This window comes from Huijunlia imazamoxiresistens (genome assembly GCF_037132455.1).
Classification (GTDB): domain Bacteria; phylum Bacteroidota; class Bacteroidia; order Chitinophagales; family Chitinophagaceae; genus Flavisolibacter; species Flavisolibacter imazamoxiresistens.
This window is the reverse complement of sequence record NZ_JBBBEI010000002.1, coordinates 344,058-357,221: the sequence shown is the minus strand read 5'-3', so window position 1 is coordinate 357,221 and position 13,164 is coordinate 344,058. Positions and strand designations below refer to the sequence as shown.

Sequence of the window (13,164 nt, the reverse complement as noted above, 5' to 3'; positions counted from 1 at the left end):
AAAAACGTCCTGTTCAAGCGAACAGGACGTTTTTATTTTAAGGGAATGTCTTAATAAGAAGAAGGTACGAGGTACAAAGTGAGAAGTGCGAGGTAAGGAAAACGGCCTGAGCCGCTTCTCCCCCTAACCACCGTCGAAACAGGAAGCCCGGAGGGCTTCACTATGAATAGCCCCGGGTACAAACCCGGGGGACGACGTTCGTCCGTGAGGGCAACCCCTGCGGGGTTGATTGTGCCTTGGTCGATGGGCAACGACTTTCTATTCGGGAGGATACTTCGAAAATCCTTTTTAATGGGGAACTGCCACCTGGCTGCCGGTCCCACAATCAACCCCGTTGGGGTTGTCTTGATGGATGACCGCTGTTCCCCGGGTTTGCACCCGGGGCTATTCACAGTGAAGCCCTGCGGGCTTCCTGGCTGGGTCTAAAGCAACGACTACTCCCCTACTTCCTAACTTATCCACTTCCCAACGAACCCGTGAACTCGTAAACTCCTGCTTTGATGCACTTACTTCTTAAAAGCGCCGAGCCCACAGCGGAGCCAATCAGCGAACTCATTGGCGCTGGGCGTATAGGCCTTGGTTTTCGTCAGGGCCTTTTCCTCGGGACTGATGATGGCATATTGCGGCTGCGACACGGCATTGAAGTTTTCCGACTGGAAGGTAGCCCATTTATCGCCGATGGTCACGATCGACTTCTCCATCCCGGTCTTGGTGGTGTATTGCACCTGCTGCGCCAGCGGCAGCTTCTGCCGTTCGTCCACGTACAGCGACACCAGCACAAACTCCTCCTTCATCATGCGGATCACGTCGGGGTCGGTCCACACCTTTTCCTCCATGCGGCGGCAGTTGACGCAGGCCCAGCCCGTAAAATCAATCAGGAGCGGCTTGCCCAGCTCCCGCGCCTTTTTCAGCGCCTCGTCGTAGTCGCGCAGGGGCTCCACGCTCCGCTCGCAGTTGACCGGGTGTGGGTACACGCTGTAGCAAAGCGGGGGCGGAAAACCGCTGATCAGCCGCAGGTTGGCCGCCCGGGTGTTGGTCACACCCGGAACCAGGTAAAGCGTCAGGGCAGCGAACAGGCCGATCAGCACCCACCTTCTCGGACTTACCGGCTTCTTCTGGTCGTGCGCAAAGCGGATGACGCCCAGCAGGTACAGCACGATGGCAATGCCGATAAGGACCCAGATGCCGATAAATACTTCCCGCTTCAGCAGGCCCCACTGTTTCACCAGGTCGGCATTGGACAGGAACTTCACCGCCAGGGCCAGCTCCAAAAAGCCCAGCACCACCTTGACGGTATGCAGCCAGCCGCCGGAGCGGGGCAGCGATTGCAGCCAGCCCGGGAACAGGGCAAAGAGCGCAAAGGGCAGGGCTAGGCCCAGGCCGAAGCCGCCCATGCCGAAGCTCAGTTGCACCGCCCCGCCGTTGTTGGTGAGCGCACCGGCCAGCAGCGAGCCCAGGATGGGACCCGTGCAGGAAAACGAAACAATAGCCAGGGTAAGGGCCATAAAGAAAATGCCCCAGAAGTCGGACAGGCCGGCCCGGGCGTCGATCTTGCTGGCAAAGCCGCCCGGCAGCCCGATCTCGTAAAAGCCGAAGAACGAAAGGGCAAAGAAGATAAAAACCACGAAAAAGGCCAGGTTCAGCCAGATGTTGGTGGAAATGTTGTTCAGCACCTCGGGGTTGGCCTGGTCCACGATATGGAAGGGCAGGCTGAGGACCACGTAGATCAGGAAGATGGACAGGCCATAGAGGGCAGCATTGCGCAGGCCCTTGCTCCGCGAGCCTGACCGCTTGGTAAAGAAGGAGACCGTCAGCGGGATCAGCGGGAAGACGCAGGGCGTGATCAGGGCGATCAGGCCGCCGGCAAATCCCAGCAAAAAAATGCCCGCCAGGCTTTTGCCGGCCGTATCGTCGTCGCCGCAGGGGGCGACCGGGTTTTTGATGTCGATAGTGGGAATCAGGATGCGGGTGGCGGCGGCGGTGCCGCCCTCCAGGGGCACGGAAAACTCGTAGGCCGTGGAGGGGTAGAGTTCGTCGGCGCGGCCATAGGTATACAGGAGCGTGCCCTGCAGGGTGGCCGGCACGGTACCGCTGATCTGCACGGTCTGCCGCCAGGTGGCGGCGCCCCGGTACACTTTTACCGGGCTACCGAAGACCGTGCTGGGCACGGTTTGCACGGTGCCCGAATCGCCAAAGGTGCGGACCAGCCGGATGGCGGAGTCGGCAAACTGCAGTTCGGCCGCCGGCACGTCGCCCAGCAGCTGGGTGGGGGCATACAGCTGCCAGCCGGATGCCGCCGGTGTGGAAAAAGCCAGTTCGAACTGGTTTTCCGAGAGCTTCTTACCGCGGACGGTCCATTTAAAAGGGGCGGCACTGTTCTGCGCCCAGGAAAAGAGGGTGGCCAGGAGGAACGCCAAAAAAAGGCCGCCCCGTAGTCTATGCGTCATATATTCACCTGTTAAAACGACAAACGAGTTCTGAAAGAACTCGTTTGCAATATCTGTAATCCGAAGCTTAACTCAATGCGATGGTAAAGTTGACCGTCTTGGGCGGCAGGCATTTTTTATCGTCGCAGGTCTGGTATTCCAGCTTCCCGGTAACGTTGGTCTTCACCTTGCCCTTGATTTTCACCTTTTGCACGAAATCCACCTTCTGGCTGAACTGGTTGGCCGAAATGCCCAGCTTATCGTCCTTGAATTTCTCCAGCTTTCCCAGCTCCTTTACCGTACCGTCGAAGGTCAGCAGGGGGTGCTTGTTAAAGTTGAAGGCCGTCGGCAGGGCGATGGCGTCCTGCGGCTGGTTTTGCGAGTACAGGTGCCAGCCCGGCTGGATGTTGGCCACCAGGTGCACTTCGTAAACCGATTCACTGAGTTTCTTACTGCTGAAGGACCAGGAAACCGGGTTGGGCGCCTGGGCAAAAGCAAAGCCGGCAATAGCTGCAAACAGGATCAGGAACAGAGCCTTCTTCATAAAGGGAGTTTAGAAAACAAATTTCCAGGAAATATACTTTATGCGCTGTTAAAGTAGCCCGGTCCGCTTATGCCAGCTGTTGTACCAGCGGGTAGAGCAATTCGAAGATCTTGCGACCGTCGGTATTGCCCAGGGCGGTAGAGCAGGCCCGTTCGGGGTGCGGCATCATGCCGATCACGTTCCGCTCGAAGTTGCAGATACCGGCAATATTGTTCACGGAGCCGTTGGGGTTGCTTTCGCCGGTCTCGTTTCCTTTCTCGTCGCAATAGGTAAACAGCACCTGGTTATTGGCCTTCAGGCCGCGCAGGGTGGCTTCGTCGGCATAGTAGCGGCCTTCGCCGTGGGCCACGGGGATCTTATAAACGTTGCTTTCGGCATCCTTCAGGAACACGTTCTTGCACAGGAACTTCTGGTGTTCGTTGCGCAGCAGGGCGCCGGGCAGCAGGTGCGACTCGCACAGGATCTGGAAACCGTTACAGATGCCCAGCACCTTTCCGCCGCTCTTTGCAAACTCGATAATGCTTTGCATGATGGGACTGAAGCGGGCAATGGCACCGGTACGCAGGTAATCGCCGTAGGAAAAACCGCCGGGAAGAACGATACAGTCCTCGGTGGTAAATTCCGACAGGTCACTGTCCTTATGCCACAACATTTTAGACTCCTGGTGCAGGTCGTTCTGCAGGGCCTCATGGATATCCCTGTCGCAGTTGGAACCCGGAAAAACAACAACGCCGAATTTCATAAATAAAAATTGAGGCGGCAAAGATAGGAATTGGATTCAGGAATTGGTTCATTCGGATATTAGTTAATTGGTTAATTCGGATATTCGGAATCCGGCGGCGGCCCGCTCCTAATTAACCCATTAACCAATTCCCTCCTACCGCCACATCGTGGTGCCATACTGCTGGTACAGGATATAGCAAAGGGTGAGGGCGAACAGGAGGGTGGGCAGGTGCCGCCGCTGGGGGTACAGGTAGGCGCTGGCATGGAAGGCCGCAAAGGGCGCCGCCACCAGCACCCAGTTGTGAAACGAGTTTTCGGTGTTGATAAAAGGTACCAGCAGGGCCAGCAGCAGGTACAGCAGCAGCAGGGCCCAGTTCTTCCGCACCTGGATCAGCATTTTGCGCAGGTGCACCTGCACATAGTAGCCGCCCAGGAAAAAGGGAACGGCCAGCAGCACCGCGCTGACGGTCAGCCAGACCGTCCGCTTCAGCGCCGGCACCTGCAACCGCACCTGCGGAAAGAGGTTTTCCAGCAGCAGCCGGTCGGACAGGAACAGGTACACGGCATAGAAATAATAAGGTGTCAGCACCCCCAGCACCAGCAGGATGAGGTCGTTGACCCGGAACGGCCGCAGGATCAGCAGCCCCAGGATCATGCAGCAGGCAAAGGCGGCCGAAGGAAAATAGATAAAGGAACTGATGCCCATCAGCAGCCCCAGGTTAAAGACCGGGCCGTTGGCAATGGGCAGGTTATAGAGCCGGAACAGGCGGATAAAGGCCCAGATGATCAGCGTGGCCGCCACCAGCGGGGCCGACAGGATGTTCCATTCCGGCAGCAGGGAGGTGATCAGCAGGTACGACATGGCCGGCAAAAAGGTTTGCCGGGTAGTCATGCGCTGCTCGTTGACGAGGTAATTGACCATCATGGCCTGGCTGTACAACAGCAAAAAGGCAATGAAGGCGCAGGTAAAGCCATTGCCGCCCCCGCCGGCAAAAAGCGACAGGAAATAATGATACAGCTTACCGTCCTGGTCGGTGGCCACGATGTTGCGGGCAGTAAAAAATACCGGCAGCTTGATCAGCATCCCGAAAATCAGCAGCAGTATGATATTGGCAGGGGACTTTTGTTTAAACAGTGCAATCACACGTCAATGCTATTGGTTAAAATCAATTTTTGCAAAGCAAATGTAATTGCGGTAGTAACATGGAATGATAATTTGTTTGCTGCTTACCTGCTTGCCGTACTTGGTCAGGAACTCGTAGCCTTTGTCCAGGTTTTTCAGGGTAGGGTTCCGGTTGATCTGTCCGTCGGGCGACAGCACGTAGTCGTTCAGCAACAGGGTGCGCTTGTCCTCCAGGTTGAAGATAAAATGGATCTGCCCCCCGGTATTGACGATCTGGTAGGAGATCTGGTCGCCGGCCTCGTCGTCGAACTGCTGCTTGTGGATCACGTCGCTCCACTGCAGCTTGCCGGTATTGTCGAAGGACAGGATGGTGATGTTGTCGGCATGGTGGCGCACCGCCTGGTTATTATAATACTGGTTGCGGTACCACCAGCTGCCGTAGGAGGGGTAGAACGAATAATAATCGAACGTATTATAATAAGGCATGCCGTACATGTAGTTCCAGCGGTTCCAGTTGTTATAACGGGAGGTGGTATAGTACGCTTCGCTGCCGATGATAAAGCCGCCGTCCCTTTTGACGATAATGTTGCGGATGAAATAGTCGTTAAAAGCCGATTTCATACCGGCATCGCCGCGGGCCTCGTTGCGCAGCTCCTCGCTCAGGGCGATGGTATTCTGCATGGCCTGGGAGCGGGTTTGCTTGTCCCAGGTATAGAAATAGAAGCCGTCGATGTTGCCGCGGCGCTGCTTGTAGTAAAAGGAGGTCAGGAAATAGCGCTTGTTGGCATTGTCCACTTTAATATGCAGCTCGTCGAGGTAGATCTTGTCCAGGGGCACGTCCACGGTGGTAAAGGAATCGGCCTGGGCGGGCTTCCACACCATCTGGGCCTTCGAAACGGCGTCGTTGGCCGTACGGGAGAACTTGGTAAACACCGCATCGCCCTCATTATCTACAAAGAAGTTGTTCAGGTGGTCGTCGCGGCTGTCGTCCATGGGCATATTCAGCACGCTGCGCTTCTTCAGGGCCAGGGCCTCGTCGAACAGCAGGGTGGTAACCACGTAGTTGGAGCGGTTGCGGGAGTTGATCTTGAACACCAGGATCTTGCTTTTATCCTCGCTGGCGACGGAGGAGTAGATCTTGTTGTTGGCGGCAAAGCCGATATGGGTAGTATCGAGGGTAATCACCTCGGACATCCGTTTGCCCGCCCCGTTCACCTTCATGGCCTCGCAATACACCACATTCCGCTTCTGGTACTGGTACACCAGGTACACGAAATCGGGGTAAGCGAAAAAGTCGATGTTAATGAGCCGGTCGCCGGGGATATAGGTTTGCTCCACCCGCTCCACCTGGTTCATATCGTTGTCGTAAAGGGAGATATAGTTCTTGTTGCTGACGTTCTTATATACCAGGAAGTTGCCGGAGATCTTGCCAATGACTTCGAAATTCATCCGGCGGCTGTCGCCGCGGTCGGGCTCGGAATAAACGATCCGTTGCGCGAAAGCCGTACCCGTTCCCAGAAAGCACACCAAAAACAAAAGGCACCTGAAGGACATCATATCATCTGACGGTTTAAGCATTAAAAATAGTTTTTGTACCCGTATAAGACTTATTTTTTTCCCCCTTCGTTGGTTAAAAAATTCATTTTCCACGGCTACGGTTTGTTAAAAGTTTTCCAAAGGGCGGCCAAGGCCCTTTCTTATAAACTTATTTTTCAATCCGTTAGTACCCTGTCAGGCGAAGAAGAAAGTTTCCGGACCTACTTTTAACAATAGATTTAAGACCTACTTTTGCACTCTTGTATTGGTCAAAAACAAATGGCTTAAAGTGAGAATTCCACTTAACAGAGTTACGACAGCCGGCTTATTGGTTGCGCTGGGAATAATTTTCGGCGACATTGGCACCTCCCCTCTTTATGTACTGAACGCCATCACAAAAGGCAAAGTAATTTCCGAAGAGCTTATAGTGGGCACCTTATCCTGCATCATCTGGACGCTGACCCTTCAAACCACCATAAAATACGTAGTGCTGACCCTTAGGGCCGACAACCGGGGGGAAGGCGGCATTTTCTCCCTGTATGCCCTGGTGCGCCGGCAGCGGAAGTGGCTGGTGATCCCGGCCATGATCGGCGGGGCCTCGCTCATTGCCGACGGCATGATCACCCCTCCCATGACCGTAACGTCGGCGGTGGAGGGCCTGCGGCAGGTGCCCTTCATCAACAATATAGGGGAATGGACCATCGTGTACCTCGTCATCGGCATCATCAGCATGCTGTTTTTCGTGCAGCAGTTCGGCACCGCCTCTATCGGCCGGTTTTTCGGCCCCATCATGTCGGTCTGGTTCTTTATGCTGGCCGTACTGGGACTGGTGCACCTGCACGACGACTACCATATTTTCAAAGCCTTCAATCCCTATTACGGCATTAAGCTGCTGCTCACCTATCCCAACGGCTTTTACATCCTGGGGGGCGTGTTCCTGTGTACGACGGGGGCCGAAGCCCTGTATTCCGACCTGGGCCACTGCGGGCGGAGCAATATCCAGGCCTCCTGGATCTTTGTAAAATCCTGCCTGATCCTGAACTACCTGGGCCAGGGCGCCTGGCTGATGAGCCATTACGGCGGCCAGGTGATCACCGCCGAGATGATCGAGACTGCCGGCTTCAACCCCTTTTACGGCATCATGCCCGAATGGTTCCGCCTTCCCGGCATCGCCATCGCCACGGCGGCGGCCATCATCGCCAGCCAGGCGCTGATCTCGGGTTCGTTCACCCTCATCAGCGAGGCCATGCGCCTGAACCTCTGGCCCAAGATGAAGATCGTGTACCCTACCGAAGAACGGGGACAACTGTTTATCCCGGGCATCAACAACCTGCTGTTCGTCGGCTGTATCGGCATCGTGCTGTATTTCAAAAAATCCACCAACATGGAAGCGGCCTACGGCCTGGCCATCACGCTCTGCATGATCGCCACCTCCATCCTGTTTGCCAACTTCCTGGTGTCGCGGCGGGTGAAGCCGGCCCTGATCTGGCTGTACCTGATCGTGTACCTCACCATTGAGCTGAGCTTCCTCTTTGCCAACCTCGAAAAATTCCCGCACGGCGGCTACGTTACCCTGGTGGTGGGCGGCGCCCTGTTCCTGATCATGTTCATCTGGTTTAAAAGCCGCAAGATCAAGAACCGCTACGTGGAGTTTGTACGGCTCGACCACTACATTCCCAAGATCCAGGAGCTGAGCAACGACCGCTCGGTGCCCAAGTACGCCACCCACCTGGTGTACCTGACCTCGGCCGACAACCCCAAGGAAATCGAGCACAAGATCATCTACTCGATCCTGAACAAGAAGCCCAAGCGGGCCGATATCTACTGGTTCATCCACGTGGACACGCTGGACGACCCCTATACGGCCGAGTACAAGGTCGACCACATCATTCCCAACGACATCATCCGCGTGGAGTTCCGCCTGGGCTTCCGCATCGAGCCCCGCATCAACCTCATGTTCCGCAAAGTGGTGGAGGACCTGGTGGCCAACAAAGAGGTCAACATCACCAGCCGCTACGAAAGCCTGGAGCGCAGCAACATCGTGGGCGATTTTTCCTTTATCGTCATGGAAAAGTACCTGAGCCAGGACAACGACCTGCCTATATCCGAGCGCCTGATCATGAAGGTGTATTTCTGGCTGAAAGAGCTCAGCCTGTCGGAAGAGCGCGGCTTCGGCCTGGACGTCAGCAACGTAACGGTCGAAAAGTTCCCGCTGATCGTTGCGCCTGTTACCAACTTAAAGTTGAAGAGACTGGAGTAGTTCCTGAGTTTCTGAGTTCCTAAGTTCCTGCGTTCTTTTGATGGGGATAGCCTGTTCCCTTCAAACAACTCAGAAACTCAGGAACTTTTTAAAGGTTGATCGGAACGATCATCCGCTTTTTATTTTTCTCCATTTTGAGGGGGATGGAGGCGATGACCTCCTGGCGGAGGGCCTGGATGATGCGCTGCTTGACGAAGTCGCGGTGGGTGACGATGCTCACTTCGCGCACCGGGGCGGGCGCCTTGAAGTAGCGCAGGTGCTTTTGCTGGCGGGCGGTCATGTCGAGGGTGGCCAGCTCGGGGATAATAGTGATGCCGTCATTGGTCTCCACCAGGCGCCTGAGGGTTTCGATGCTGCCCGCCTCGTACTCGAAATGGGAGCTTTCCTTGCTCCGCCTGCGCAGCTCGCAGAGGTTGACGATCTGTGAGCGGAAACAATGGCCCTCCTCCAGCAGCCACAGCTTGTCGGGATCGATATCGTTGGCCAGCACATAATTCTTTTTATAAGCCGCATTGCTCTGCGACACATAGGCGATCAGCTCCTCGTAAAACAGCAAGTCCTCCTTGATGCCCGGTTCCAGCAGGGGCGTCACCAGCAGACCGGCATCGATCCGGCCTTCGCGCAGGCGGTTGATGATCATTTCCGTGGTCAGCTCGTTGACCACCAGCTTGACGTTGGGGTATTTCTTGGTAAAGGAGGGCAGGAAGAGCGGCAGCAGGTAGGGGGCCAGGGTGGGGATAATGCCCAGGGCCAGCTGCCCGTGCAGGATACCCTTCTGGGCCTGCACCACCTCGAAGATGGCGCCGCATTCGGCCACGGCCTTGCGGGCCTGGGCGATGATGGCCTCGCCGGCCTCGGTAGGTACCACGGGCTGCTTGCTGCGGTCGAAGATCTTCACCTCCAGCTCTTCTTCCAGTTTCTGGATCTGCATGCTCAGGGTGGGCTGGGTCACATAGCATTGTTCCGCCGCCCGGGCAAAATGGCGGGCATTGTCCACGGCAATAACATATTCCAGTTGGGTCAGCGTCATGTCCTCTCCGAATTTTCGGACAAATAAACTGATTCAATTTGACCCGTCACATGATTTCCCTCAATTTATATGAATTTGGTAATGAGACCATCCTTAATGAACCGGGCCTCCTAACCCAGGAACTCAGGAACATAGGAACTCAGGAACTTCCCCCCAACTCGTGAACCCGTAAACTTCTAAAGGTATTCCCGGAACCAGCCCGCCGTCGCCCCCGCCACCTGGTCGAGGGTGCCCGGCTCTTCGAACAGGTGGGTGGCGCCTTCGATGATCAGCAGTTCTTTGGTGCAGTGCAGGTGGCGGTAGGCGTCGCGGTTCAGGCGGATCACTTCGGTATCCAGGCTGCCAACGATCAGCAAGGTGGGGGCGGCCACTTTTTCCAGGTCGTCCAGGGCTAGGTCGGGCCGGCCGCCCCTCGATACCATAGCGCCCGTACGGGGCAGGGCGGCGGCCGCCTTCAGGGCCGAGGCCGCACCGGTGCTGGCCCCGAAATAGCCGAACCGCAGTCCGCCGGCTTCCGCCTGCCCTTCGAGCCATTGGGTAACGCCTACCAGGCGTTGGGTCAGCAGGCCGATATCGAAGCGGGTCCGGTAGGTCCGATCCTCCTCCCGGCTCAGGAGGTCAAACAGCAGGGTGCCGATCTGTTGGTCGTGCAGGCGGCGGGCCACCAGTTGGTTGCGGGGACTGAAGCGGCTGCTGCCGCTGCCGTGCGAAAACAGGACGAGGGCCTGCGCCCCGTCCGGAAGGATCAGCTCTCCTTCCAGCAGCACGTCGCCCAGGGGTATCTGGACTTCTTTGTGGTAGTGCCGGCTCATATGAAAAAACTTTACACTAAGGTAATCTTTACGGGCGCCGCCTCCAATCACGGCCATGAGCTCCGGCAGGGGTTTCCTTCCCAAATCCCCAATGAACCAATGAACCAATTCCCCTTGCCTACTTGCTTTCCCCCAGCACTACCTTTTCTTCCGACACGTCCAGCTTGTAGCCTACGCCTACTTTCAGGGCGAAGTTCTCGCGTTCGTGGCTGACGGGGAAACCGAAGCAAACGGGGTAGCCGTATTCCTGCACCGCATCGCGGATCAGCTCGAAGGCTTCCTTGCCAAAGGGCCGGGTGGTGTCCTTGCTGCCGGTAAAGCCCCCGATCACCAGGCCGGCCAGTTCGTCGAGGCGGCCGCAGCGCTTGAGCTGCAGCAGCATCCGGTCAATGTTGTACAGGTATTCCCCCACGTCTTCCAGGAACAGGATCTTGTTTTTGGTGACCAGGTCGGAGGGGGTGCCCACCAGGTGGGCCAGCAGGGCCAGGTTGCCGCCTACCAGGTCGCCCTTGGCCTTGCCCGGCCGGTTGAAGGCGTGCGCCGGGCATTCGTAGCGCAGCCGCTCGCCCTCCAGGGCGGCTTTGAGCGACTGTACGTAGGGTTCCCGGGCGCCCCCCTCGTTGAAGGCGGCAGCCATGGGCGCATGCAGGGTGGCGATGCCGAAGTTGGCGTACAGGTGGGCATGCAGCACCGTGATATCGCTGAAGCCGATGATCCATTTGGGATGCTTGCGGAACTTTTTGAACGACAGGCCGTCCACGATGCGGCTGACGCCGTAGCCGCCGCGGGCGCACAGAATAGCCTTGATCTCCTTGTCGTCCAGCATCTGCTGCAGGTCGGCGGCCCGCTCCTCGTCGGTGCCGGAAAAGTAGTTGGCCGAACTGCTGTTGGCGGTAGCCCCGGGCCGGACGTTGTAGCCCCAGCTGACGAGGGTTTCAATGCAGGTCTGCATGTTTTCGAAGGGCATGAAGCCGGCGGGCGCCACGATGCCGATGGTATCGCCTTGCTGGAGGTAGGGAGGAATGGTGATCATACAATCTCTGTTAATGTGACGTTTTCGTTTACGCTTAACCGGTGGCGCAGGCCGCACTTCAGGGCGAAGTTGGCCCGCTGGTGGCCGACGGGAAAGTTAAAGCAAACCGGGTAATCGTACTTTTTTACTTTATCCAGCACGATCTCCTGCAGGCTGCGGCCGAACTCCTCGCCTTCGTCGTCGGGTTTGACATTGAAGCCGCCCACGATCAGGCCTTTGAGCCCTTTCAGCTTGCCGGTGCGCTGGAGGTTCCAGAACATGCGGTCGATGCTGTACAGGTATTCGTGGGTGTCCTCCACGAACAGGATCTTACCGGCGGTGGGGATGTCGGAGGCCGTCCCCGACAGGGTTTCAAAAATTTTGAGGTTGCCGCCGACCAGCACGCCCTCGGCCGTGCCCGGCCGGTTCTGCGGGTGCGGTTCGGCCGTATAAGCCATCGGCTTGCCCGCCAGGGCCTCGTGGATGGACGCGATGGTCTGCACCTGGATGGGCTCGGCCTGGCTCCAGTCGGCCGGAAAGGAGTTGCACATCTTCGAGTGCAGGGTGGCTATGCCGCAATGACGGTGGATGTGCTGGTGCAGCACCGACACGTCGCTGAAGCCGATCACCCATTTGGGCTGTTGGCGGAACTTGGTCCAGTTGAGGCGGTCCACGATGCGGATGCAGCCGTAGCCGCCGCGGGCGCAGAGGATCGCCTGTACGGAGGGATCGTCGAGCAGCTGCTGAAAGTCGGCGGCCCGCTCCTCATCGGTGCCCCCGAAGTTGAAGTCGCGCCGGCCGATGGTGGCCCCGATCTTCACCACGTACCCCCAGCTTTGCAGTACCTGGATGGCCGGCTGCAGCTCGGGCAGGGTGATGTACCCGCCGGGCGAGGTCAGGGCGATGGTGTCGCCGGGCTGGAGGTACGGAGGAATCAGCGCTGCCGCCGGCCCCGGCAGACGGCCCTTGCCGGCCGCCCGTGCGGCGGCAGGCAGGAACGCCAGGGAACCCAGCTGCGACAGCAGCGACAGGAAACGTTTGCGGTTCATGCGGTAAAAGTAGGCCTTGTTGGCGTCAGGCGTAGTGCTCGCGGGCGCCCAGTTGCGTACGCACGTTGGCGTTGCTTTCCACGTCCACCTCCAGGGGAATGTGTTTGCGCTTCGTTTTTTTGAAATAGTCCTTCATGCGTTTATAAAAATCCTCGTTGGCGGCGTGGCCGATGAGGCCGATACAGCCCTCCGTCCAGTTGTTGGGAAAATATTTTTTCTGCACCCATTCGGTGCCCGGCACGGGGTGGATCAGCAGGGCGAAACGCTTGAAGGGGCGTTTGACGTTATCCTCGTCGGCGACATAGGACAGGGGCATTTTATAACCTAAACGGGTGGGCTCGTTGCCTTTTTTGTCGGGGTGCTCCCCTTCCGTCAGGAAATTGGAAGCAACGGGCGGCAGGGCATGGTAGTGGGCGTCGGGAAGGAGCCCGTTGATCTGGGGGCCGCTGAGGGCGTCGTATTCGGCGATGGTTTCCTGGCTGCCGTCGGCGTTGGTCTGGATGATGGCCAGCGTGCCCTGCCCGATCTGGCGGATGACCCGGGCGCGGGTTTTGACTTCACGGACCAGCTCGTCCTGGGCGGTGCCGCTGAAAATAAGCTTCCAGTTTGGTTGGGACATGGTTCAGGTGATTTCCTACAAGATAAATAA

The 13,164-nt window shown here is 57.4% G+C and carries 11 protein-coding genes; 1 reads left to right on the top strand and 10 read right to left on the bottom strand.

Going from position 1 to position 13,164, the window contains the following annotated elements:
• Positions 1–506: 506 nt before the first annotated feature.
• The 5 genes from V9K67_RS03320 to V9K67_RS03300 all read right to left on the bottom strand — a co-directional run bounded on the left by V9K67_RS03320 (position 507) and on the right by V9K67_RS03300 (position 6,373).
• The gene (locus tag V9K67_RS03320) at positions 507–2,447 is read right to left on the bottom strand and encodes a protein-disulfide reductase DsbD family protein (protein WP_336720079.1); all 1,941 of its coding nucleotides are present in this window, start codon (positions 2,445–2,447) and stop codon (positions 507–509) included.
• A gap of 67 nt (positions 2,448–2,514) precedes the next feature.
• The gene (locus V9K67_RS03315) at positions 2,515–2,970 is read right to left on the bottom strand and encodes a protein-disulfide reductase DsbD domain-containing protein (RefSeq protein ID WP_336720077.1); all 456 of its coding nucleotides are present in this window, start codon (positions 2,968–2,970) and stop codon (positions 2,515–2,517) included.
• Between the two features lie 67 nt (positions 2,971–3,037).
• Entirely contained in the window at positions 3,038–3,712 is a 675-nt protein-coding gene (purQ, locus tag V9K67_RS03310; RefSeq protein WP_336720074.1) for a phosphoribosylformylglycinamidine synthase subunit PurQ, read from the bottom strand.
• Positions 3,713–3,847: 135 nt separating this feature from the next.
• A complete protein-coding gene (locus V9K67_RS03305; protein WP_336720072.1) occupies positions 3,848–4,837 on the bottom strand; it encodes a hypothetical protein in 990 nt (329 codons plus the stop codon).
• A 9-nt stretch (positions 4,838–4,846) separates the two neighbouring features.
• Entirely contained in the window at positions 4,847–6,373 is a 1,527-nt protein-coding gene (locus V9K67_RS03300) for a hypothetical protein (protein WP_336720071.1), read from the bottom strand.
• A gap of 268 nt (positions 6,374–6,641) precedes the next feature.
• Here V9K67_RS03300 and V9K67_RS03295 point away from each other — a divergent pair, with 268 nt between their 5' ends.
• The gene (locus tag V9K67_RS03295; protein WP_336720070.1) at positions 6,642–8,612 is read left to right on the top strand and encodes a KUP/HAK/KT family potassium transporter; all 1,971 of its coding nucleotides are present in this window, start codon (positions 6,642–6,644) and stop codon (positions 8,610–8,612) included.
• Positions 8,613–8,700: 88 nt separating this feature from the next.
• Here the strand turns inward: V9K67_RS03295 and V9K67_RS03290 are convergent, their stop codons facing one another.
• The 5 genes from V9K67_RS03290 to V9K67_RS03270 form a co-directional block, all read right to left on the bottom strand.
• Positions 8,701–9,642, bottom strand: coding sequence for a hydrogen peroxide-inducible genes activator (locus V9K67_RS03290; protein ID WP_336720069.1), 942 nt, complete (start codon positions 9,640–9,642; stop codon positions 8,701–8,703).
• 176 nt (positions 9,643–9,818) lie between these two features.
• Positions 9,819–10,511: a dienelactone hydrolase family protein gene (locus V9K67_RS03285; protein ID WP_336720068.1), complete on the bottom strand. Its 693-nt coding sequence runs from the start codon at positions 10,509–10,511 to the stop codon at positions 9,819–9,821.
• 61 nt (positions 10,512–10,572) lie between these two features.
• The gene (locus tag V9K67_RS03280; RefSeq protein WP_336720067.1) at positions 10,573–11,487 is read right to left on the bottom strand and encodes a S66 peptidase family protein; all 915 of its coding nucleotides are present in this window, start codon (positions 11,485–11,487) and stop codon (positions 10,573–10,575) included.
• Positions 11,484–12,515 (bottom strand): S66 peptidase family protein, encoded by a 1,032-nt coding sequence (locus V9K67_RS03275; protein WP_336720066.1) that lies wholly within the window; start codon positions 12,513–12,515, stop codon positions 11,484–11,486. Before V9K67_RS03275 ends, V9K67_RS03280 begins: the two co-directional genes overlap by 4 nt.
• A 25-nt stretch (positions 12,516–12,540) precedes the next feature.
• The gene (locus tag V9K67_RS03270; RefSeq protein ID WP_336720063.1) at positions 12,541–13,134 is read right to left on the bottom strand and encodes a hypothetical protein; all 594 of its coding nucleotides are present in this window, start codon (positions 13,132–13,134) and stop codon (positions 12,541–12,543) included.
• Positions 13,135–13,164: the final 30 nt, after the last annotated feature.